General features: G+C 48.2%; 24 protein-coding genes. 4 read left to right on the top strand and 20 right to left on the bottom strand.

The window, feature by feature from the left end:
- Nucleotides 1-157: 157 nt before the first annotated feature.
- Nucleotides 158-1,498, bottom strand: coding sequence for a metalloprotease PmbA (pmbA, locus tag M988_RS02660; RefSeq protein WP_004097428.1), 1,341 nt, complete (start codon nt 1,496-1,498; stop codon nt 158-160).
- 340 nt (nt 1,499-1,838) lie between these two features.
- Between pmbA and M988_RS02655 the strand changes: the two genes are divergently transcribed.
- From M988_RS02655 to yjgA, 3 genes are all read left to right on the top strand, one after another.
- Nucleotides 1,839-2,018, top strand: coding sequence for a type II toxin-antitoxin system HicA family toxin (locus tag M988_RS02655; RefSeq protein WP_039184828.1), 180 nt, complete (start codon nt 1,839-1,841; stop codon nt 2,016-2,018).
- A 22-nt stretch (nt 2,019-2,040) separates the two neighbouring features.
- On the top strand, nt 2,041-2,451 hold the full coding sequence (locus M988_RS02650) for a type II toxin-antitoxin system HicB family antitoxin (RefSeq protein WP_004097419.1): 411 nt from the start codon (nt 2,041-2,043) through the stop codon (nt 2,449-2,451).
- A gap of 104 nt (nt 2,452-2,555) precedes the next feature.
- Nucleotides 2,556-3,113 (top strand): ribosome biogenesis factor YjgA, encoded by a 558-nt coding sequence (yjgA, locus tag M988_RS02645; RefSeq protein WP_039184825.1) that lies wholly within the window; start codon nt 2,556-2,558, stop codon nt 3,111-3,113.
- A 79-nt stretch (nt 3,114-3,192) separates the two neighbouring features.
- Here the strand turns inward: yjgA and M988_RS02640 are convergent, their stop codons facing one another.
- From M988_RS02640 to yiaK, 16 genes are all read right to left on the bottom strand, one after another.
- Nucleotides 3,193-3,471 carry a barstar family protein gene (locus M988_RS02640; protein WP_039184822.1) on the bottom strand — a complete coding sequence of 93 codons (279 nt, stop codon included), beginning with the start codon at nt 3,469-3,471 and terminating at the stop codon, nt 3,193-3,195.
- Nucleotides 3,472-3,476: 5 nt separating this feature from the next.
- The gene (locus M988_RS02635; protein WP_008815240.1) at nt 3,477-3,935 is read right to left on the bottom strand and encodes a ribonuclease domain-containing protein; all 459 of its coding nucleotides are present in this window, start codon (nt 3,933-3,935) and stop codon (nt 3,477-3,479) included.
- A 259-nt stretch (nt 3,936-4,194) separates the two neighbouring features.
- Nucleotides 4,195-5,685, bottom strand: a complete 1,491-nt coding sequence (locus tag M988_RS02630) for an NAD-dependent succinate-semialdehyde dehydrogenase (RefSeq protein ID WP_048797737.1) — start codon at nt 5,683-5,685, stop codon at nt 4,195-4,197.
- A gap of 296 nt (nt 5,686-5,981) precedes the next feature.
- Nucleotides 5,982-7,361: an ATP-dependent RNA helicase DbpA gene (dbpA, locus tag M988_RS02625; RefSeq protein ID WP_064572751.1), complete on the bottom strand. Its 1,380-nt coding sequence runs from the start codon at nt 7,359-7,361 to the stop codon at nt 5,982-5,984.
- A gap of 213 nt (nt 7,362-7,574) precedes the next feature.
- Nucleotides 7,575-7,838, bottom strand: coding sequence for a YdgH/BhsA/McbA-like domain containing protein (locus M988_RS02620; protein WP_008815252.1), 264 nt, complete (start codon nt 7,836-7,838; stop codon nt 7,575-7,577).
- 190 nt (nt 7,839-8,028) lie between these two features.
- The gene (locus M988_RS02615; protein WP_008815253.1) at nt 8,029-9,432 is read right to left on the bottom strand and encodes a GH1 family beta-glucosidase; all 1,404 of its coding nucleotides are present in this window, start codon (nt 9,430-9,432) and stop codon (nt 8,029-8,031) included.
- Between the two features lie 43 nt (nt 9,433-9,475).
- On the bottom strand, nt 9,476-10,798 hold the full coding sequence (locus M988_RS02610) for a PTS sugar transporter subunit IIC (RefSeq protein ID WP_039184948.1): 1,323 nt from the start codon (nt 10,796-10,798) through the stop codon (nt 9,476-9,478).
- A gap of 141 nt (nt 10,799-10,939) precedes the next feature.
- A complete protein-coding gene (locus M988_RS02605) occupies nt 10,940-11,500 on the bottom strand; it encodes a C40 family peptidase (RefSeq protein ID WP_064572749.1) in 561 nt (186 codons plus the stop codon).
- A gap of 286 nt (nt 11,501-11,786) precedes the next feature.
- The gene (araD, locus tag M988_RS02600) at nt 11,787-12,482 is read right to left on the bottom strand and encodes an L-ribulose-5-phosphate 4-epimerase (protein WP_008815256.1); all 696 of its coding nucleotides are present in this window, start codon (nt 12,480-12,482) and stop codon (nt 11,787-11,789) included.
- On the bottom strand, nt 12,476-13,348 hold the full coding sequence (locus M988_RS02595; RefSeq protein WP_064572747.1) for an L-ribulose-5-phosphate 3-epimerase: 873 nt from the start codon (nt 13,346-13,348) through the stop codon (nt 12,476-12,478). Before M988_RS02595 ends, araD begins: the two co-directional genes overlap by 7 nt.
- Nucleotides 13,345-14,004: a 3-keto-L-gulonate-6-phosphate decarboxylase UlaD gene (ulaD, locus tag M988_RS02590; RefSeq protein ID WP_064572744.1), complete on the bottom strand. Its 660-nt coding sequence runs from the start codon at nt 14,002-14,004 to the stop codon at nt 13,345-13,347. The genes M988_RS02595 and ulaD overlap by 4 nt, the downstream gene beginning before the upstream one ends.
- Before the next feature lie 13 nt (nt 14,005-14,017).
- Nucleotides 14,018-15,544, bottom strand: a complete 1,527-nt coding sequence (locus M988_RS02585; protein ID WP_061059537.1) for an FGGY-family carbohydrate kinase — start codon at nt 15,542-15,544, stop codon at nt 14,018-14,020.
- A gap of 72 nt (nt 15,545-15,616) precedes the next feature.
- Nucleotides 15,617-16,954 (bottom strand): MFS transporter, encoded by a 1,338-nt coding sequence (locus M988_RS02580; RefSeq protein WP_004097388.1) that lies wholly within the window; start codon nt 16,952-16,954, stop codon nt 15,617-15,619.
- Nucleotides 16,955-17,074: 120 nt separating this feature from the next.
- Nucleotides 17,075-18,046: a DUF4862 family protein gene (locus M988_RS02575; RefSeq protein ID WP_064572742.1), complete on the bottom strand. Its 972-nt coding sequence runs from the start codon at nt 18,044-18,046 to the stop codon at nt 17,075-17,077.
- A 39-nt stretch (nt 18,047-18,085) separates the two neighbouring features.
- A complete protein-coding gene (locus M988_RS02570; protein WP_064572741.1) occupies nt 18,086-18,553 on the bottom strand; it encodes a NanQ anomerase/TabA/YiaL family protein in 468 nt (155 codons plus the stop codon).
- A 12-nt stretch (nt 18,554-18,565) separates the two neighbouring features.
- Complete coding sequence (gene yiaK / locus M988_RS02565) at nt 18,566-19,564, bottom strand: 3-dehydro-L-gulonate 2-dehydrogenase (protein WP_008815262.1); 999 nt, start codon at nt 19,562-19,564, stop codon at nt 18,566-18,568.
- Between the two features lie 296 nt (nt 19,565-19,860).
- On the opposite strand from yiaK, the gene M988_RS02560 reads away from it, so the two are divergent.
- Nucleotides 19,861-20,682, top strand: coding sequence for an IclR family transcriptional regulator (locus M988_RS02560; protein ID WP_061059534.1), 822 nt, complete (start codon nt 19,861-19,863; stop codon nt 20,680-20,682).
- A 25-nt stretch (nt 20,683-20,707) separates the two neighbouring features.
- On the opposite strand, the gene M988_RS02555 is transcribed toward M988_RS02560, so the two are convergent.
- From M988_RS02555 to M988_RS02545, 3 genes are all read right to left on the bottom strand, one after another.
- Complete coding sequence (locus tag M988_RS02555; protein ID WP_064572738.1) at nt 20,708-21,325, bottom strand: DUF3156 family protein; 618 nt, start codon at nt 21,323-21,325, stop codon at nt 20,708-20,710.
- A 161-nt stretch (nt 21,326-21,486) separates the two neighbouring features.
- A complete protein-coding gene (locus M988_RS02550; RefSeq protein ID WP_008815265.1) occupies nt 21,487-22,446 on the bottom strand; it encodes an HNH endonuclease in 960 nt (319 codons plus the stop codon).
- A 227-nt stretch (nt 22,447-22,673) separates the two neighbouring features.
- Nucleotides 22,674-23,291 carry a DUF3156 family protein gene (locus M988_RS02545; protein ID WP_008815266.1) on the bottom strand — a complete coding sequence of 206 codons (618 nt, stop codon included), beginning with the start codon at nt 23,289-23,291 and terminating at the stop codon, nt 22,674-22,676.
- Nucleotides 23,292-23,736 lie beyond the last annotated feature (445 nt).

Raw genomic sequence — 23,736 nt, 5'->3', positions numbered from 1 at the left:
TCGGTAAAGAGCGCGAGAGTCGAGAGGTTGCGCGCGGGCAACCGCTCGTCGGACGCCTACGCCTGCGGTTTCATGGAAACACAAATGCTGACGGGCGGACGAAACCTTTCACCGTTGATGCATAAATTCAGATGCCCTAGATGAAATGCATGTCCCTCTATTCTCCCGCTATCTTCATTGCTTCCAGCAGCGCAGAACCACACTGAATATTGCTACGCAGTTCTATATCATCACCAAGGGTGACCAGATTCGACCACATATCTTTCAGATTACCCGCAATCGTCACTTCGCTGACCGGATATTGGATTTCGCCATTCTCTACCCAGAAACCTGCTGCACCACGGGAATAGTCGCCGGTGACACCGCTTACGCCTTGCCCCATCAGCTCAGTAACCAAGAAACCAGTGCCCATTTTTTTCAGCATATCTTCGAAGCCTAAACCTTGCCCTTTGATACGCCAGTTATGGATCCCACCAGCATGCCCAGTACTTTGCATACCCAGCTTACGCGCTGAATAGCTGGTCATCAGCCAAGTCTGTAATACGCCATTTTCCACAATATTGCGTTCAACGGTACGTACCCCTTCGCTATCAAACGGTGTAGAAGCCATCCCTTTCAGTAAATGTGGCTGTTCGTTGATGGTTAACCATTCAGGCAGAATTTGCTTACCTAGACTGTCGAGCAAGAACGTCGATTTGCGATACACACTGCTACCGCTGATGGCACCGACTAAATGGCCAAACAGACCGGTTGCCACCTCAGCCGCAAACATGACTGGCGCTTCCATCGTCGGCAAGCGGCGTGGTGCCAAGCGGGAGAGCGTGCGCCGTGCGCACTCTTCCCCTACCCACTCAGGGCTTTTCAGATCGTTGATGTCACGAGCGATGGTATAGGCATAGTCACGTTCCATATCGCCTTCATGCTCGGCGATAACACAGCTAGAGAGCGAATGACGGCTGGAGCTGTAGCTTTGCAGCATACCGTGGCTGTTGCCAAAAACTTTAATGCCATAGTGGCTGTTAAAACTGCCGCCTTCGGTATTGGTAATACGCGGGTCAAATTTCAACGAGCTCTGCTCAGCGCGCGCAGCCAGTTCAATACCACGTTCTGCATCTAATTCGGCAGGATGAAACAGATCGAGATCCGGCGCATCAAATGCCAGCAGTTCTTTATCCGCAGGCCCGGCAAAAGGATCGGGTGAGGTATAGCGTGCAATATCCAGCGCAGCCTGTACGGTACGGGCAATAGCGTCTGGGCTAAGATCCGTTGAGGAAGCGCTCCCCTTACGCTGCTGGTGATAAACGGTGATCCCCAACGCGCCATCGCTGTTGAATTCAACATTTTCAACTTCACCAAAACGAGTACTGATGCTAATGCCCGTGGTTTTGGTGACGGCCACTTCGGCGGCATCCGCGCCGGCTTTAGCCAGTTCTAACGCCTGTGCTACGGCGTTTTCCAGCGTCTTGCGTTGTTCTGCAACCTGAGTGATTACTTTCATCAATCTGCCATAATTATCAGAAATGGATTAAACCACCGGCGCAATCATCGCCGTAGGCCGTTATGATTGGCACCTAAACTGTGCCAGTTTCTAAAACTAAATTAACTCTGAGTTTATCAGGAACTGAGATCAATTTCGCACAATCGCTGAAACCCACGCAAAACTGCCAACGCTTACGGATCACCGACCGTATAACTTGGACAAAAGTAAAATTAAGTGGGGTTCTTTACCTCAAGATCGTATTCACTACTCACTTTTAGACGCGCTACGCGACGATAAATTGTGTTAACCGGCTAGCAGGGTTATTATAACCCTCATATTTAGGGAGTCAGTGGCTATAATGAATAGCAGGATGCTGATCGCTGAAATCATGGCTGACGGGTGGATCCTTAAAAGGGTGAAGGGAAGCCATCATCACTTCACTCACCCCAACAAAACGGGGCTAGTGACGATTCCTCATCCTAAAAAAGATCTCCCCGCCAATACCGTAAAAAGCATCCGGCAACAGGCTGGGCTTTAGCTTCACCACCAAGAGGTTTCCTATGCTTTATCCCATTGCTATTGAATCCGGAGATCAACACCATGCTTACGGTGTAACCGTGCCTGATTTACCGGGGTGTTTCTCTGCCGGTGATACGCTCGATGAAGCGATAGCTAACGCCAAGCAAGCAATCATTAGTCATATTGAATTGCTGGTTGAAATGGAAGCCGATTTTCCAATGCCATCAAAAATCGAAGATTTATCAAACAAAGCTGAATATCAGGAATACATCTGGGCTATCGTCGAGGTTGATGTTACTCGCCTCATGGGCGGCGCAGAAAAGATTAACGTCACGCTCCCTAAGTCATTGATTGCCAGAATCGATCGCGTCGTTGCCTTACATCCTGAATATAAAAGCCGATCCGGTTTTTTAGCTCAGGCTGCGCTCGAACAGGTAACAGTGATAAAATAGAAACAAATTTGCGATAGACATGATCTCCTTAATTTCATGTAAATCATTCAACATGAATCCTGCACAACCTGATAGGATTAGCGTCTTTTTTTAAGGAATCAGATATGCAGAAGCATCCAGACGAAGACTGGTTAGACGAAGTACCCGAAAACGATATTGATAAAGACGAAGATGACGAGATCATCTGGGTCAGCAAAAGCGAAATTAAACGTGATGCCGAAGCCCTGAAAGATCTGGGCGCAGAGTTGGTCGATCTAGGCAAAAATGCGCTGGATAAAATCCCGCTGGATGCCGATCTACGTGCCGCAGTTGAATTGGCACAGCGCATCAAAAAGGAAGGCCGTCGCCGTCAGCTACAGCTGATTGGTAAAATGCTGCGTCAGCGTGACCCTGAGCCAATCCAGATTGCATTAGACAAGCTCAACAACCGTCACAACCAGCAGGTTGCTCTGTTCCATAAATTAGAACAGATCCGCGATCGTTTGATCGACGAAGGCGACGATGCTATCTCGCTGGTTCTGGAACTCTATCCGCAAGCCGATCGCCAGCAACTACGCTCGCTGATCCGTAATGCGAAAAAAGAGAAGGCCACCAATAAGCCGCCAAAGTCAGCCCGCCAGATTTTCCAATACCTGCGCGAACTGTCTGAAGAAAACGAGTAATGGCGCCTCTGCCAGTGCATCTTTCAGCGACATTTGGCGCTGAAGGCTGCACTGTTGCAGCCATATGTACATCGACGGATTAGACCGTTTTCTCCAGCATATTAAAACGCAGCGCCCCTTCGAGTTCCTCTTCCGCCTCTTCAAAAAGCAGAACCAGCGCAGCAAAGCGGCGTTTTTTACGACCGTTAAAATTGACAAAATCGATTTCGACCGGAAGTTTAATCCCCCCCGTCACCGCATCCCACAGCGCATCTAGATTGTTACCAAATTCGCTATCAAGGGAAAATTCATGACTAAACTGACGATAAAAAGCCGGAAGATCGGCGATATGATTAAAATCGAATTTAACTTTATTCATGCTGATCACTCCATTTTTGTGAACGTGCGATAGTGATCTCGCGTTATATAAATCAGTCCATCGTTAGAGTAGATCAGTCGATCTGCCTGACGACGTCCGCAATGATAATTGATATCCGCTTCTCGCCATACGCGTTTGGCTTTTTGCGGTAAACGCTTTTCGCGATTAGAAAAACGATCGCCACCAATCGCTCTACCAGGAACCGCACTACACAAATTGCCTGCACTCGCATCCCAACCTTCCGCTCTTGCCTGTTTTTTCGTGATATAAAAATCAGGCAGGCGTTGATGTTCTCGCAGATAACTCACTACGCGATCCTGCTGTGTTAACTGTTCAATGCTTTCTGAAGTAGAAACCGAAGCCGACTTCCCTTCATGACTGCTGACGGCCGCTTGGCTGTTCAGAAACGCCACTCCGCTCAACGCCAGAATGATCAGTAACCCTGTCCATAAACGCTTTGCCATACACCCTCACCAGACCATTGCTTAAAGGTTTAAAACACGAATAACTGCGAGAAATGAAACAAAAATGAATCCACACTTTTTATTTTTGGCTGCCAGATAACCGGCAAGGATTCAAAACTGCATTTGCAGCCTTCGTACTTATCATAATCGTTGAATAGGGAAACACCAGTAGGGATAAGCTGAACAAATAGGAAAAACCATCAGAGCGAGGCCAAAGTGGGTGAATACTCAACAAAAATCGTATCCACCCATCAATGGATTATAGATTTCCGAGGTGAAGTGTTTTCACTTCCATGAATTCCTCAAGGCCCAGCGTTGAACCTTCGCGGCCTAAGCCAGACTCTTTCACGCCGCCAAACGGAGCCACTTCAGTAGAAACCGAACATTCGTTAATGCCGATCATGCCACTTTCCAACAGCTCAGATACGCGGAAAACACGTGACAGATTTTGAGTATAGAAATAGGCCGCCAAACCAAATGGCGTATCGTTAGCACGCTTGATCACTTCCTCTTCCGTTTTAAAACGGTAGCAGGCTGCAACAGGACCAAAAGTCTCTTCCGAGGCCATCAACATATCTTCGTTTGCTTCAGCAATCAGCGTTGGCTGGAAGAAGTTGCCGCCCAATGCATGGCGCTGACCTCCTACCATCACTTTACCGCCGTTTTCCAATGCATCTTTAACGTGCTGTTCAACCTTATCGACACCCTTCTCGCTCACCAATGGACCAACGCTAACGCCTTCATCCATGCCGTTGCCAACTTTCAGCTTACGTATTTCATCGGCTAAGCGGCTTACAAACGTGTCATATATGCTGTCATGCAGATAAATACGATTAATACACACGCACACCTGACCCGCATTACGGAATTTGTTCGCCATGATACCTTTGATCGCAGCCTCTAAATCCGCATCTTCAAAGACGATGAATGGCGCATTGCCCCCCAACTCCATGGACACTTTCTTCATCGTTTCCGCAGCGTTACGCACCAAAGTTTTACCGACGCCCGTCGAGCCAGTAAACGAAATCTTGCGCACATCTTTGCTCGCCATGATCGCGTCGCTGATAGCCAAAGTATCACCTGAAACCGCGTTCAACACGCCATCGGGGACGCCTGCTTTTTGTGCCAATGCCAGTAAGGCAAACGCACACAGCGGCGTTTCATTGGCTGGCTTTATCAGCCCAGTGCAGCCAGCCGCCAAAGCCGGACCTAATTTGCGTGTCAGCATCGCCAGCGGGAAATTCCACGGTGTGATCGCCGCCACCACGCCAATAGGCTCACGCGTCGCCCAAATACGCGATCCCGGTTTAACCGGTGGAATGATCTCGCCATTGGCGCGTTTAGCTTCTTCGGCAAACCACTGAATGAAACTCGCCGCATAATCCACTTCGCCCATCGCTTCTTTTAAGGGCTTACCCTGTTCTGCGACCATCAATTCAGCCAAGAAAGGCTTATTTTCAACGATCAGGTGATACCAGTTTTGCAAGATCTCAGACCGCTGCTTGGCTGTCGTTTTGCGCCACGCGGGCAACGCTTCACTCGCTGCGCGAATAGCGGCCTGAGTCTCTTTCTGTCCTGCATTGGCGACTTTAGCTACCACTTCCCCCGTTGCAGGGTTTGTGACTTCATAGGTATTCGAGGCGTCCTGCCATTGACCGGCAATAAAATAGCCCGTTTTAAAGAATTCATTTTTCTTAAGTTTTTCGTGTAATGGGTTCACTTCAGCCTCCAGAATCACTGCGGTACTCATCGATACGTCGTTCTATGAGTGGTAAATAAAATGCACACTTGAAGAGTATAGAGGAAGATTTTTGAGGTGGGGGAAATTCGCTGTATCAGGTTATACAACAAAAAATAGCACCCGCTAGGTGCCACTGGTGACACTGGACAGGAATTCGTGGTCGACTCAATATTCTCACTCAATGAAGGTGAGAATATGGAAAGCGCAACCTGACGGCTGTTCGCTAAAAGAAATTCTGGTTGGAGATACTGAAAAAGAAGAGCCCCGTAGATGAACTACGGGGCTGAACACATACTGATAAAAACTTATTTATAAATCCTAACCTTGCAGCTTTTGCCTTTAATTTTACCTTCTTGCAGCTGCTTATAGGCTTTTTTGGCCGCCGCTTTGCGAATGGCGACATAAGCGTGGATCGGGAACATATCAATTTTACCCACATCGGCAGCGGTTAATCCCGCATCACCGGTAAGTGCGCCTAAAATATCGCCCGGACGGATTTTCGCCTTGCGGCCACCGTCGATGCACAGCGTTACCATTTCCGCCTCAAGAGGTTTCATCGGCGAAACCATCATTTTATCGGCAGACAACCAGTTCGGCTTCAGGCCAATATAATCTTCCAACGCATGTGCCCGAACCATTTCAGATGGCGCAACGAAGCTAACGGCCAAACCTTTCTGACCCGCTCGCGCAGTACGGCCAATACGATGAACGTGAACTTCCGGATCGAAGGACAGCTCGTAGTTCACAACCATTTCTAACTCTTTGATATCCAAACCGCGCGCAGCGACGTCAGTCGCGACCAGCACACGGCAGCTACGGTTAGAGAATCGCACCAAAACCTGATCGCGTTCACGCTGCTCTAAATCGCCGTGCAGTGCTAATACGCTGATATTTTGCCCAGACAACGCGTCATAAACGTCTTGGCAATCACGCTTCGTATTACAGAACACCACGCATGAGGCGGGTTGCAGATTGCTGAGTAATGCCTGTAGCAAAAGCAGTTTCTCACCGCGTGACGTTTCATAAAACTGCTGTTCAATATCGGGCAATGCAGAAACGTCACCCGTTTCAATCGTGACGGGCTCACGCTGAACGCGGGCGCTAATGCGCTCAATGCCCTGCGGATAGGTCGCAGAGAACAGCAGCGTCTGACGCGCGGTTGGCGTATAGCTGATAACATCATCGATAGCGTCCGCGAACCCCATATCTAGCATGCGATCAGCTTCATCCAACACCAGCACCTTCATTGCATCCAGACTGACGCTTTTCTTGCGCAGATGCTCTTGGATACGTCCAGGCGTACCCACCACAATGTGTGGTGCATGGACTAACGAATCCAACTGATGACTGATTGGCTGCCCGCCGCAGAGGGTGAGAATTTTGATGTTCTGAGTGAAACGGGCTAAACGGCGCAGCTCTTTGCTAACCTGATCGGCCAGCTCACGAGTTGGACAAAGCACCAGCGCCTGAGTCGTAAACTGCGTGACGTCAATCTGCTGGAGCAGACCAATACCAAAAGCGGCGGTTTTACCGCTACCGGTTTTGGCCTGCGCCCGAACATCGCGGCCTTCCAAAATGGCGGGTAATGCAGCGGCCTGCACGGGCGTCATGGAGGCATAACCAAGTTCAGCGAGGTTTTCAAGCTGCGCTGCTGGCAGCGACAGGGAAGCAAAGGATTGGGTCACAACAGTTACTCTAATCAGGCAAATAAAATAGGGAGGAGCAAGTTTGCTGTTTTACTCGGTCATTCGTTCATGACGACAACAGACTTGTACACATAGAGGCACATAATAGCAGAGAAGCACTTAGGCGAGCAGAAGTAAAAATGGGGTACGGTGTAAGAGGGGAAATTGCGGGGAGGTCCCCGCAAGATATTATAGCGTTATCGCGTGATACGCTTATTTATACACTTCTGCCGTAGCACTGATTTTGCCATGCTCACGTCCGGCAATAATCACGAAGTATTTTCCGCCTTTCTCATCAGCCAGTTTAGACAGAACCTCTTTGGCATCCATTGGCGACGTAGTTTCAGCAGTCGTGCTTACTGTACCGATTTTCGTATATTTTGCTGCTTCTTCTTTGGTGATTTCCTCTGCTGCCAAAGCGCCAAAAGATACTGAACTCACCAGAATCGCTGCTGTAATCGCTTTAATTGCTTTCATGAATTACTCCTTGTCGTTTGTAATCGGATGTAACAACTACAGATTAAAGATAGTACAGATTCATGAATGTCGCAGAATAATGCTGACTTATTGTAAAGATTTAAGATAAATCTCGCATGCACGCGCCGGTCAGCGCAGAGGATAAAAGCGAGAAACCTCCCCCGCAGAGGAGAGGTTTAAAGCAAATTCATTAAAGTTCTTCACCATTTGAATGAATCACTTTTTGATACCATTCAAAGCTCAGCTTTTTCTTACGCGTCAGATTATTTTCACGGTCGATATACACGAAGCCATACTGTTTTTGATAGCCATTGAGCCAAGACAGCAAGTCGATAAATGACCATGGATAGAAACCTCGAACATCAGCGCCCTGCTCAATGGCATTACCCACGGCACGGATATGCTCACGTAAATAATCGATACGCGGCTGATCGAGAACGGCACCGTTTACAATGGGATCTTTAGCGCCTAACCCATTTTCGGTGATATAAATCGGCACTTCGCCGTAGCGATGACGGATGCGACCAATCGCATCGGTAAGCCCCTGCGGATAAATCTCCCAATCCCAATCGGTATAAACTCCGTTCGGGTTTTTGACGATCTTGAACAAGCCTTTAAAGCCCATCCCACCGCCGCTACCCTTCTGTCCCGAGGTATTAAGATCAAAACCCTGCACATCATCGTTACGCGCAACCATTTCACGCTTGTAGTAATTCAGGCCAATAAAATCAACAATGTTATCTTTCAGTAACTCGGCATCGCCCGGATGGAATTCCGGTACACCAAATGCGGTCTGAGCCATCGCCAGCATATCCTGTGGATACTCACCTTTTAGCACCGGATCATAGAGCCAGTGCGTATAGATCCCCTCGGCGATTTCCCAAGCACGTAGATCTTCAGGCTCTTGACTGATCGGATCGTTCGGTTGCAAAACATTCACAAAACCGATCTGGCCGTTGATCCCCATTTCTCTGAAGCTTTTCACCGCACGAGCATTCGCTAAAAACACATGGTGGCAGGCTTGAATTCCCAGCGTCGGATCTTTCAATTTCGGCGGATGCTGACCGGTGAAGTACCCCATGCCAATGAAAACAATTGTTTCATTAAACGTCGACCATAAATCGACGCGATCGCCAAACCGTTGGTAGCAGAGACGAGCATACTCATCGAACGCATCCACAATGTCGCGTCCAGCCCAGCCACCAAACTTATCCTGCAACGCCTGCGGCAGATCCCAGTGATAAAGCGTGATCATTGGACGAATGTTGTGGCGTAACAGTTCATCGATCAAGTTGCTGTAGAACGAGATCCCCGCTTCGTTCACTTCGCCGGTTCCCTGTGGCAGCACGCGCGACCATGAAATAGAGAAACGGTATGAGGTCATCCCCAGTTCCGCCATGAGCGCCACATCCTCTTTAAAGCGATGGTAGTGGTCGGCAGCAACATCGCCGTTAGTTCCTTCGTGCGTAGTACCCGGCTGATGAGAAAACACGTCCCAAACGGATAAGCCTTTACCGTCAGCGTCATGCCCCCCCTCAACCTGATATGCCGCCGTGGCTGCTCCCCAGAGAAACCCCTTTGGAAACTGACTCATATTTTAATACTCCGTTTAATCAATCAATTAGAAGGCAACTCTGTTACCTTTGGGCGGTTTGCACCCTAGTTTGTTGTCGCGTGGATTCAACGCATTCCTGTGCCAAGAGCTGCTTCTCATACACTTTAAAGAACGGGTAATAAATCACCGCGGATAACGCCATCAATAACAGCACTAATACCGACACGCGGAAATCCCAACCCATCGCCCACGCAGCGCCAATCGGCGCAGGAGAGGTCCATGGAACCAAAGAAATCATGTGCGGTATCAAATTTGTTGTCACTGCCAGATAGGCCACCACGGCATTCACCATAGGTGCCAAAATAAAAGGAATGAAGAACGTTGGATTCATAACGATAGGCGTGCCGAAAATCACCGGTTCGTTGATGTTAAACATGCTCGGCACCAAACTGAGTTTGCCCATGGCACGCAAATGTGCCGATTTACTCCGCATAAACAGCAATATCAAGCCGAATGTGGCTCCCGAACCGCCAATCACAATCAGGAAATTCCAGAACGCCTCGGTCATGATGTGCGTCAGCGGTAAACCTGCGGCCAGCTCCGTTTGGTTAAGCCCTAAATTCGTCAACCAGAATGCTTGCAGCATGCCAGACACAATGGCCGAACCGTGAATTCCGGCAAACCATAGCAGATGACAAATCAGCACAGCTAACAGAATGGCAGGCAGAGAGTCCGCAGCAGAAATTAGCGGCTGGAACAACGCCATAATGGCCTGCGGTAGCAACTGATTAAAAATCTCCTGAATCAGCAAGCTCAGTGGATAAAGCGTGATAATGACGGCAAGAATGGGAATCAACAGATCGAACGATTGTTTAATATTGGCCGGAACCTGCTCTGGCAGTCGAATCCCAATATTACGTAGCTTGAGAAAACGGGTCAGCTCGGTCACATATACCGCGACTATCACGGCGGTAAAAATACCGACACCCCCCAATGCCACCGTGGGCATATTCCCATTCACCTGTGGAGCCGATACCAATAAGAATCCCATTAGCGCCAGCATCGCTGTCATAAAAGGATCGAGCTGATAACTTCTCGCCAAGTTATACGCAATCGCTGCGCTGATATAGACCGACATGATCCCCATCGTCATATTGAATGGTGTCAGGATCTGGGATTCATATTTGCCCGATAGCGCCAACCAGCTACGCGCAAAACTCCAACTGCTCTCAGCCGAGAAAGGCGGATAGACAAAAACCAGTAAGAAAGAGCCGACGATCATAAAAGGCATGGCTGAAATAAAGCCGTCTCGAATCGCCATAATATGTCGTTGGGAAGAGATCCTCCCCGCAATTGGACTGATTCTATTTTCAATAAAGCTAAACAGCGATTGACTGATATTCATCATGCCCTGCCCTTGCGTGAGCTACATAGAGGACAGAGTATAAGATGCTATTTTCGCCAACTGCAACCGGTTTCAGTAACCGGTTTCAATTAAAATCTAGATTGTGAGAAGGATCGAAAAAACTAAAGTAATACGGGAGGATTAGATCACGCGAACAGACGTTTCGTAGCTGCGCTGCCAATAATTTTCATCGAGACGTGAAGTGGTAACACCCATACTTTTTGACGCATGGATAAACTGCCCATTCCCGACATAAATTCCTACATGGCGCGTCACACTCGATGTTTTAAAGAAAACTAAATCGCCAATTTTTAGCTGTTGCTTAGAAATCTGGTTTCCAGAATGAATTTGCTCAGAGGTCGTGCGCGGTAAATTTATCTTCAGTTGACTTAGCACGCGACGTGTAAACGCAGAACAATCAATCCCGTATTTGGAATCTCCGCCCCAAAGGTATTTAACACCTTCCCAATGACGATAATTCTGCAAAATAACATTTTTTACCATGGAATGATTAACATCGCCGACGCCCGTATTATTCACGCGAGCAAAATGCGTCATCGCTTTAGAATGGTGTGGAATTTTCGGCGTTTCCAGCAATTTGTCACTTTTAAAATAGCTGGGCAAATCAAAAGCTGAAGCCACCTGAACGGTAAAAGTCCCTAGGCAAAAAATAACGGCAAGGGTAAGTTTTCGAAATAACATGTATAAGCATCATCGCAGAAGAGCAAAATTTTCCATCGTGAGTACAACCAAGCGGCGATCTGCGGGCATTGGCCTGCAATCGCGTCCTTAAGCTGGAAAGAAAGAAAATAGACATCACTGCGCGATGATTCAACTGAATTGATATTAAAGTTATGCTTACAAGTTAAACATATTTTTTATGTATAGATAATTTCCCTTACGGGGGCATCAGTTACGCCAAGACTGAAATGTTAAGAAATAAATATCATAAAAAAAGCCTCAAATGAGGCTTCAATCAAAAGCAATTTTATTGCCCATAATAAGCGTTAGCGCCATGCTTGCGCAGATAGTGTTTATCTAATAAAGATTGCTGCATCGCCGAGATCCCCGGTGTCAGTTGACGGGAGAAAATACCCATATAGGCACACTCTTCTAACACGACGGCATTGTGTACCGCATCGGCAGCATCTTTACCCCAAGCAAACGGACCATGGGAATGCACCAACACCGCGGGTACCTGCATAGGATCGATGTCACGCTGGGTGAATGTTTCAATAATAACTTCGCCGGTTTCATGCTCATAGTCACCCGCGATTTCCTCACGTTTCATCAGGCGCGTGCAGGGAATCGGGCCATAAAAATAATCGGCATGAGTGGTACCCCAAGCGGGTAAGTCGAGACCTGCCTGTGACCAGATAGTGGCATGGCGCGAATGGGTATGAACAATGCCACCAATATGAGGAAAAGCACGATATAGCGCCAAATGAGTGGCGGTATCCGAGGAAGGCTTTTTATCCCCCTCAACAACATTTCCGCTGCGGAGGTCGACCACCACCATATCTTTGGCTTGCATACCGTCATATTCTACGCCTGAGGGTTTGATCACTACTAACCCAGATTCGCGGTCAATAGCGCTCACGTTTCCCCACGTAAAGGTGACTAAATGGTGGTGTGGCAATGCCAAATTTGCGGCTAAAACCTGTTGTTTCAATTGCTCTAACATACAAAGTCTCCCTCAAGCATGCGTGCTTCGATCCACTGACGGGCCTTAATAATTTCCAGCACCGGTTCCTGCGCTTTTTCAGTCCACATTTCAATCAGGAATGAACCGCGGTAGTTCAGCTGTTTCAGCGTTCTAAATATCCCCACAAAATCCACACATCCCTCACCAAACGGCACGTCACGGAATTGCCCTTGGCTGCTTGCCGTTACGGGATAAGTGTCTTTCAAATGGATAGCAGCAATACTGTCGATGCCTAACGCCAATTCGGCCGACACATCGTTGCCCCACGCGCTAAGATTTCCTATGTCGGGATAAACGCTAAACCATGGTGAAGAAAGCAGTCGATCCCACTTTTTCCATTTGGTTATCGAGTTCATAAACTCGGTATCCATAATCTCAACCGCCAGCATGACCTGCGCTCCCGCCGCCTGCTCCACTGCCCACGTTAGCCCTTCGGTAAAACGCTGCAGTGTCCCTTCATCCTGCTCCTCGTAATACACGTCATAACCCGCCAACTGGATGGTTCGAATCCCCAAGTCCCGCGCTAACTGGATGGCTTTCGTCATGATTTCCCGAGCCTGCTGGCGTACGTTTTCATCATGGCTGCCAAAGGGAAATCGACGATGGGCTGAAAGGCACATGGAAGGAATGGCAATACCGCTCTCCAACATCGCACTCACTAAGGCACTGCGCTGTGCGGTACTCCAATCCAGGCGCGCCAGCCTCTCATCAGTTTCATCTACTGACATCTCAACGAAATCAAAACCACAGCTTTTGGCCAGCGCCAAACGTTCTGGCCAGCTCAACGTTTTTGGTAATGCTTTTTCGTAAATACCTAGCGGATGCACTCTCTTGGCGATGTTCATGCCCTTTCTCCCCAAATCGCGTTGATTTGTTGATGGAATTCCTGTGCAACCTGTGCCGGATTCGTCGCCTCAGACAACGCTCGGCCGGCAATAAACGCCCTAACGGAAATATCGCTGAATAGACTCAGATCCTGCGGAGTAATGCCACCGGTGATCGACAGCTCCAGCCCAAGATCGGAAAGCTGCTGCATTCGATCCAGATCCTGCTGACTCCAAGATTGTCCGCTGGCCTGAGCATCACGTCCGCGGTGATAGATCGCCTGCCGCACGCCCGCTGCGCGCCATGCTTTAGCGTCGTCTAGCGTCCAGTTACCAAAGAGCTCAATTTGTATTTCACCACCGCGAGATTGTGCAATCTGATGTGCTTTCACCACCGTTGCCAACGGGGCGGCACAAATCACCGTCATCCAGTCGGCTCCCGCATTAAAGGCTTCTGTTGCCAACGTTTCTCCAGCGTCGGCCACTTTAAGATCGGCAACAATAGTGTGCTCAGGGCAACGCTGGCGCAGCTGACGCACGGCTTGCAGTCCCTCGCTAATACATAAAATCGTACCGGCTTCGATAATATCCACGCTGTTTTTCAGCGCGTTCACACTCTGCAAAGCCGCATTCAGGCTCGTATGATCTAACGCCAGTTGGAGCAAAGGTCGGCTCATAATGGGTAACTCCTTAGGACTTATTCAAAGATGAACAGCGCTCGTGATAGGTCTGTAGCGCTTCAATCAGATATTGGTAACGGGTGAATTTATGTTGATACGCAGACCAAGCAGCGTCGTCGGGTTCAATGCGCTGAATATCATGACTAAGCTGGCCTTGCGCCTGCTTGAAATCCGAATAAACGCCGCAGCCCACCAAGGCGGCCAGCGCTGCGCCTAAACAGCCCGTTTCTTCAACCTGTGGCAATTCAATCGGCAAACCGCTCACGTCGGCCAGCATCTGCATCCAAACTTTTGAATGCGCGGGGCCGCCGGTAACTCGCAGTTTTTTCACCTGAGTAAAACGCTCACGCATTCGATTCAGATGGGTCATATGGCTAAATATCACGCCTTCATACACGGCTTGAAGCAGGTGCCCACGGTGATGCAGCGACTGCAAACCATAAAAGCCGGCAGTCATGTCCAATCCCGCATTGCTGCCGTATAGGAAAGGTAAAAACATCACGTCACTGCCCGCTTTAGGTAAGGCGGCAACCAAGCGATTAATTTCCTCAAAACCGAGACCGCCAAGCTGCTGGGTGAGCCACTCCAAATTGGCTGAAGAGGTCGGACTCGCTTCATGGACAATGTAGTTTTTTTCATCTGAGCTCAGGGCGTTGGCATAGCGTCCATATACGTATGGATGCGCTTCGTGTTGGCAGATCTCGGGTGCTAAACCGCTGGTCACAGCCCAAGTGCCCATCACCGCATTCAGCGTAAATTCATCCTGCAGCCCTGCGCACAACGCGGTAGAAACCACATCAAACAGCCCTCCGACCACAGGCGTTCCCACGCAAAGCCCGGTTTTTGCCGCAACCTCCTCGGTCACTCGGCCACTTATTTCTGCTGAACCCACCACGGGAGGAATAGCGGAATTGACCTCTGAAATGCCCAGTAACTCGGTGAGTTGCGGGTCATAGCCTCCCAAAGTCATGTTGTAGAGGTTAGATTCAGAAATATTGGTTTCTTCGCAGGCCCGCTCTCCAGTCAGACAAAAACGCAGATAGTCATGCGCCATCATTACCGAGCCAATCTGCCGGTAGCGTTCCGGCTGATGGAGTTTTACCCAGCGCAGGAGGGAAACCGGATGTCCTGTCCATAGCGTTTGCCGAGTCAGCGGATACAGCAATTCAGGCAGCCCATCTCTTTGCCACTGCGAGACCACTTCGATTGCACGCCTGTCTGATGAAAGCATCGCATTACCGAGTGGTTTTTCATTTTTATCCAGCAGGAATAATCCTTTTCCCTGCGCCGAGATCCCTATCCCTTGGACTTGCTGACCGCTTACTCCGCTTTGGCGTAGCACATTCGCGATGGTGTCGATGCAAGACTGCCATAGCGCAGACATATCACGCTCCGCCCAACCCGGATGTTCGCTGATGACCGGCAGCGCTTGACGGCTGATGCACAGCTCTGCGCCTTGCCTGTCGTACAAGCCCGCTTTGAGGTAAGTACCGCCGCAGTCAATCCCCAGCCAATATTCAGTGGATGTCGCGTTCATAGTGATTCCTGTTATTTACACAATGACTTCTGCTCAATCAGCCTCCCCTGATAAGGAGAGGCTTGAGACAACTTATGCCGCCGAGCGCTTTCCTTTCGGCAATTGCGCAGTAGATTGAGTCGGCACGTCACATTTGGCGGGTAACAGCAGAGCCAACAGTGCTGCCAGCGCGAGCGATAGCGCCAGACAATAAACACCTGCGTCTTTGTTGTAATAGGTGATCAAAAGTCCCACCGCATAAGGCCCGCAGAAACCGCCCAAGTTACCCAGAGCGTTAATCACACCGCGAGCACCGCCCGCCATTTCCGCGCTAAACAATTTGGCTGGAATAGTCCAGAACACACCAGCAGCCGATTGCAGGAATACGCCGCAGCCCACCAGCATGGCGTATGACCACCAGATATGCTGTTTCAACGTCACGGACAGGAACATGCAAACCGCAAAACCGAGCAGCGGTAAAAATACGAACAGTTTGCGTTTGCCAGTGCGGTCAGAGAGTGAGGAGAATAGGAACATGCCCGCCATTGCGCCGATGTACGGCAGGATTGCCAACATGCCAACCTGTCCCATAGAGGTGTGAGTCAACTCTTTCAGAATGGTTGGAAGCCAAAGGGTGTAGCCATAAATACCGGTTTGATAGAAGAAGTTCAGCGCTATCAGCTGCCACATCGTTTTGTCCGATAGGACTGCACTCAATGAAGCATTCTTCACCTCTTTTCCGGCAATGGCGCGCTGTTCTTCTGCCAAGGTGTCAATCAACCAGGTTTTCTCTTTTTCTGAGATCCAACGTGCTTCCTGAGGTCGGTCACATACGGCAACCACCCAAAGCACCAGAACCGCAATCGACATCAAACCTTCGATAATGAACAGCCAGCGCCAATCCAGTGCGGTGATAATCCAACCCGAAAGCGGCGCAGTAATAATCCCCGCAATCGGTACAAACATAATCACAATGGCGTTCGCACGGCCTCGCTCAGCGTCGGGAAACCAGTTGCTGATCATCGTTAACACCACCGGCAGCATGCCCCCTTCGGCAACACCTAGTGCGAAACGCAAAAACAGCAGCTGATACTGATTTGTCACCAAACCGGTTAATACCGAAATAACAACCCACGCCACTAGCGACCAGCCAATAAATTTCTTACCACTGCCGTGTACCGCAATTTTTCCGCCGGGTACCTGTAGGAAGAGATAACCAATAAAGAAAATACCGCCCGCCAGCCCCGCCATGGATGCAGTAATGCCAAGATCGGCATCCATACCTCCCGGCATGGCAAAGGCAATATTCACCCTATCCATATATGAAATAATACAAGCGATTAAAATAGGGGGAATAATTCTTAGCCAACGCTGGCGTGGAATATCCTCGGGAATATTATTTTTATTTAGGGTATCAGAGTTAGAGTTCATAACTTCACGCCTTAATCATTATTGATACGGCCCATGTACATAAATACACAGATTTTTTCCCTATAAAGGGTTTATTCGGTGAAGACTTGGCTTAATTAATCCATTAAAAAAGATTAAGTTTTAATTTTTACTGGCGATATTTAACGCTTTAATTCCATCACGTAAAATGGCAATCCGATGTTCTACGCTGGCCTGAGGATCAATTTCTAATAACTTTATCCCCGTAAAACTCAATGAGTCGAGTGGTGCCGCGTTAAACATCTCCGCCGCTAATGCCACCGTCATTAAACTTTCAGCACAATGAACCTCGGCCCCTGAGAATGGTGCAAAAGGTGCATGTAAATCTTGCCAGTCACCATAAGCTCCGCCGCAGGTCGTGCCAGAGAACATCAATGCTTTGAGGGCGCCGCTTTGCTGGCTTGCACGGAGATGCTGCATAGGTAATTCGGTGTTACGGCCTTCGATAGCTGAACGTGCCCAGTTGAGCGCCACGCCGACCTCTTTACCGAGCTCTGACTTCAGACAGTCAATAACTGCAATTTCCTGTTCTAACGGCAGAAAACCTTTGCGTGCATCTGGTGTATTCATGGCATCACAATGTTCAATCACCAACTCACACGGCCAGTCCCAACTGGCTATCTGCCGCATAGAATCGGCAAAACACTCTGCGGCTAGCATCACATTGTCTGAGCCTGCTAAGGGTGCCGATTGGATTTCCAAAGCCAGAACCTTCTGCATTCCAAAGCGGTCATTAGCGCGATTGATTTTATCCAGTATGTGCCGATAGTAGTCAACGCAGGCCAAGCGTTGTTCTGTATCGCTCGAGGCTAACCCAAATCCAGAATTTTTACCGCGACGGCGCATGGTTTCCATCACCGCGGTGACAACAATTTGCCAATCCGATGGAATATGCTGGAATAAATAGTCGTCGCCATACGGATGGAGATCTTCCAAGCAGGGCTGCTCAATGCCGCGGATACCTTCAATATCAGCTAACCCACGCCAGAATGCGCTTTCCAGCGCCTCTTCTCGCTGATGAAATGAAGGCGCGCAGGGATACGCACCGACGATAAAGCCGTTATTCTGTTTCATAAAAAATTATCCCTTAGTGATGGCAATAATGACTTCAATTTAATTCAGCGCAGTTAATGCCACTTTCACAACAACTTTTCGAATCGGAGTTGCTTTATTTTTAATGCATGCAGGGCGATGAACATCTTGTGGAAAAAATATAGCGTAGCTTCCAGGTGTCATCGTTATTTCAGATTCGTTTTCAGCGCCGTGATAAAAAATAATATCTCGCTCAGCCAGTAATGATTCTGATATTTTATTATTTCCGCAATCGGCGGCAACGCCGATAATTTCCTCTCCCCACGCGAGAAATTGAATATCGATATAGCGCCGATGTACTTCAGGGCGATTCTCTGCTTTAGGCCGGGTCGTCATATCAATAATTTGGGCATAAATATCACGCCCATCAATTTCAACCTCGCCCGCCTCCTGTTGGCTAAAATCCGTGGAACGCAAAAACTGTAGCGCCCTTTGGATAGCCTCCGGCAGGTTGCAGGGATTTTCATTGCTTATATGGCCAAATATCATCGTCTTTTATCCTCAAAGCGCCTGAATTTTTGCCCATACGCTGTCATCAATGGTGATGCCATTACGACGATTTTCAGCCAACAAATGGGTAAACTCATGGCCCGGCAGGCGTATCGCCACATCGGGATTGGAGCGTTCAGCGCTGGTGACATAATCCATAATGCGCTGCAGCTTGGCATCGCGTGTTGCACCTTCGATTAAGCGATCCACTTCAATAGCAATAAAGATCTGTGAAATACCATATTCATCTGAGTTGTCTTCAGTCACTTCCGCGACCGATGCACCATCAGACAACAGCGTCGCAATCATATCCAACACGATGGATAAGCCTGAACCTTTCCAGTATCCCATTGGTAAGATACGGCGATTTTTCTCGATAACGCCTGGCTCGCGAGTAAGATTGCCCTCGTCATCAAATCCACCGTCGACTGGTAGCTCACGACCCGCTAAACGATTAACCTCTAGCATTCCATAGGAGAACATCGACATCGACATATCAACCATGGTGATAGGATTTCCAGGGATCGCCACGATCAATGGATTGGTACCAATACGACACTCTTTTGCTCCCCAAGGCGGCATAACCGCAATCGAGTTCGTCCAACAAATACCGATATAACCTTTTTCGGCCGCCTGCCAACCATAGCTCCCGCCTCGCATCCAATGATTTGCATTGCGTACTGCAATTAAACCGATGCCATGATCCGACGCCAGCGACATCGCGCGATCCATCATCTTTTTCGCTGTTAAATTGCCAATTGAGCGTTGTGCGTCCCACTGTTCAATCGCGCCCAGCGCCAGAATTCGTTTCGCCTGCGCTTCGGGAATAATGTCCCCTGCATCCAGTTGCTGGATAAAACGAGGAAAGCGGTTCACGCCGTGTGAATACACCCCAGATTCTGTGGTCTGCGCAAACATAGTGGCGCATTCACTCGCCGTTTCAGCCTGAACGCCGCGTGCCAATAGCACCCGTTCAAACTCCTGTTTTAACTGTTCAAAACTCACTCGCATACCGCTCTCCTCGTCAAACACATGAACCATCTGATCGTTTTTGAATCTCAATATTTCACTATGTGAAATCCGATTCCAAAAAATAATACCGCTCAAATTTTAACAAGTCAAAGCGAGTGAGTTTTTTAAAATCATTAAAAATCAATGGATTAATTTTTATCATTCAGGAACGTGACGTGAAACACACTTCAAGCGTTTAAGAAGAGAAGGAGAAAAATGCAGAGTAATAGCAAAAAATGACGATAAATTGAGTTAACATCTCAGCCAAGTTATTTGACTGGAATGATTGAAGGCGAATGAAAACTAAAGAGAAAGAAACCGACATCGAACCAAGCAAAGAAAAACCGGCTGGTAGCCAAAGCCTTTTTCGTGGCCTTCAGCTCATTGAGATCTTGAGTAACTATCCAAACGGCTGCCCGCTGGCACATCTATCCGAACTGGCGCAGTTGAACAAAAGCACCGTGCACCGCCTGTTACAGGGGTTGCAGTCCTGTGGATATGTCACTCCCGCGCCCGCTGCTGGTAGCTACCGTTTAACCACCAAATTTATTGCCGTTGGGCAAAAAGCGTTGTCATCTCTCAACATTATTCATGTCGCAGCCCCTCATCTGGAAGCGCTGAACATCAAAACGGGAGAAACCATCAACTTTTCCAGCCGCGAAGACGATCACGCCATTTTGATCTATAAGCTGGAGCCCACCACCGGCATGCTGCGTACCCGAGCCTATATCGGCCAGCATATGCCGCTCTATTGCTCGGCAATGGGCAAGATTTATATGGCCTATGGTCATCACGACTACGTTGAATCTTATTGGAAAAGTCATCAGGACGAGATCCAGCCTTTAACGCGCAATACCATCACGCAGCAAGATAAGATGTATCAGGAGTTAGAGCAGATTCGCCAGCAGGGCATGGCGATGGATCGTGAAGAAAATGAACTAGGGGTATCCTGCATCGCGGTGCCAATCTTTGATATTCACCATCGCGTCAGCTATTCGGTGTCAATTTCGCTCTCAACCGCCAAACTAGGTCTGATTGGCGAACAAAATCTGCTAAAACCACTGAAAGAGACCGCTGCGGCCATATCTCGAGAATTAGGGTTAAGCACCTACGAGTAATCTTCAATGCATTCGAAGTTGCTGCTTATGCGGCAACACCTTCGATAGCAACTCGGGTCATCAGTTGTTCAAACATCTGCATCACATTTAGCAACTGCTGGCGCTGCTCGTGATGCAGTTTTTGATAACGGCGTTCTACCGGCACCTGACTGATCACCTCAGAAGCCGCGAAATGTTCGATCTCTAATCGCCAGCGTCCCTGTTCTGACCACAGATTTAGCTGGCGAAAATGCAACTGCTCTAGTGCAGTAAAAATCTGCGGATAACAGTTCAATACGGCCAGCAAGCGTTGGCTATCATCGTTTTTCGCTTTACAGCGAAACCGAATCCCTCCTTGCCCAAAAACGTTACCATTGCGCACTTTCATGCGAACGGGATGCTGTAAACCGGTCACGCCCTGAATATAAAAATGGCTACAAACCACAAAAGAACGAAACAGCGCGGTCGCCTTTTCATGTACCTCAACCGTCATCCCTTGCGGTAAAGAGATCGACAAACAACGCAGCGATAGGCGCTCGCACGGATAGGGGCGAAAATCGCGCGCAACCAGTTTTAGCATCTGTCCCGGCTGATATCCAACTGGCTCTCGCGGCATTGTTATCCAATGCCAGACACGACTCAAGAAAGGAACTGCGCTATTCACGACTCATTCTCCGAAACATTTCCCCCACCTCAACCTCACTCACATCAACGCTATGCGAAGTAATCGCGCCAACTGGCGGCGTAATATACACAATCCGCAACTGATTTATGAACACTCATTTTAAAATGACAAAAAGAGGCATAGGGGGAGGAAAAAGCCAGCTACTTGTTGAGGAAAATATTGTTTCTATGAAACTCGAGATAAACACGTTGCTCGTCATTAAATGCCCCAACATTTCGCTTACTCATATTGTCTAAACCTAGCTTACTCAGCTCATTTTCTGAAATATTCGGTGATACGAGAACATCGCCAGTATCTGTAAAAGTGATAAGCCCTTTATCAAAAAGCCAATCAACATGCGGAGCGAGCAATAATCCATTATTCCCATCTAGCCGCTCATTACCACTTTCACAACAGCGCCACGGCTTGATGTGGCTGGCAATCAGTAGGCTTGGCGTATTAATTTTGGTAATGCGACAATAAGGCTCGACGCCTTGTAAGTTGCGGCGAAAATCACCTTGGCCTCGTCTTGCTTTTACTAGCTGTTCTTTAATTGTGTCACTTAGCGCCTTATCTGCAATAACCTGCTTCTCTATTTCATCATCAAGTTTTTCGCGCAAAGGGATCGGCTCAACACGGGTTTTTTTAGTCTCTAAATATGTTGTTCCATCACCTGCGGCGCAAACCACCTCAAACGCTGGCTTACCTATTTCAGTTAAATAGATATGTTGATAACCATGAGCATTATCTAAACGGATAGGAGAAAAAATACCATCAACCTCTAAGCATGGTCGAAGTTGATCAAGAATTTGTAGTGGGCTAACTGGAGCATTAAACTTTTGCCAATCTACAGGCAGTAGCCAACCATCATTATCCCAAAGCTTGCCAGCCGCACCAAACTCAGGTTTTGACGCACTAATTGCAAAATCTGTCACCACGCCCACGTAGGCAATCATTTTATTCGCGTAGGAAACGACTTTATCACCAGGGGAAGCAATACAAAGATTGTCATAAAACCGGTTTTTAGCATTCCCTTTCTTGGTCTTAGGAGACCATAAAAAACCGCCATCCACTTCGTGCTTCACTGTCTGTTTATGGTTAACCCACCAATATCTCATCATCGCCCCTAAGATGTCTTAATGATTATTTACCTATCAATTAAGACAATCTAAAGAATAAGTTAAGAGCTAACAATGATATTAGATAACTAGCTAATAGCTATGTTCTTGCGAAGTTGATTCCAAAAACGAGAAATACTTCACGAGAAAAATTCCCCTCACAAACAAAACCCCAACATCAAGTTCATCAATGTTGGGGCTATGGACTAAATTTGGATAGGTGGAATCGTTTAGGCAGCCACACCTTGCACCGTCACACGATCCATCATTTTCTGGAACATCTGCATCACGTCAAGCATCAGGTGACGCTGCGCGTATGGCAGACGCTGATAGCCGCTGCATACCGGACGTGGCCCCACCAGCTCAGTGGCGGCAAAAAGTTCTATCTCTAGCTGCCACTTTCCTGCTTCAGAGCGCAAATTCAGGCGGCGGAAATTCAGACAATCCAGTGCATCGGTAATTTCAGGATAACAATCCAGCACGGCCATGAGGCGGCGGCTGTCATCGTTATGCGTTTTAGCACTGAAGCGAGTATCCCCTCGGCCAAGAATATCGGTATTTTTCGCTTGAATATGGATCTGTTGTTGCAGGCCAGTATCACCACGTAGATGAAAATGGCAGGTCACACTATAGCTTCTGAAGCTGGTAACCACCCGCTCTTCAACTTCAACCTCTAGCCCTTGCGGACAAGCCACATGCAGCACACGATCAGAGACACGTTTGCATTCAAATGGTTGCAGATTCTTCTCGACGAGATGCAACACTCTTCCCGGTTGATAACCAATTGGATCACGCTGGCCGCTCAACCAACGCCATAAATTATTCACTACCTGAACTTCACTGTTCATGTAATTATCTCCCGTGTATGCAAAAATGAATCAAAACCAAATCTTGGCTGCTTTTATTACGCTTCTTTCCCCTATTCATACTGAATCCATCGCGGCATTCGTTGCCTTATAAGGATCCCAATATGTTTGGATAAATAGCGATTGGCCTATTTCCTCTCTGAGATTTTCTATTTCGCCCAAATTTAGAGTGAGCGAAACCGCACAAATTTTTGCGTATATACCCAAAATAATTCGAGTTGCAAAGCAACAGCAATCGTCACATCCCTAGCAGCATAAAAACGATGTTACTCGGGTGAACAACCGCGGCTAACGCTTCTGCCACTTGATGTCTGTCGGGTATAGGTGCAAGTGATTTGCATTTCAGTCAGTCATTTCTAGCCCGTCATTCATAAATGCCAGCTTGGTGAGATAAATACAACAGAGATAATCATCTTTAATAGTGAGG

This window comes from Hafnia paralvei ATCC 29927 (assembly GCF_001655005.1).
Lineage (GTDB): Bacteria > Pseudomonadota > Gammaproteobacteria > Enterobacterales > Enterobacteriaceae > Hafnia > Hafnia paralvei.
The sequence above is the reverse complement of the archived record's forward strand: the minus strand, read 5'-3'. Positions and strand labels throughout refer to the sequence as shown.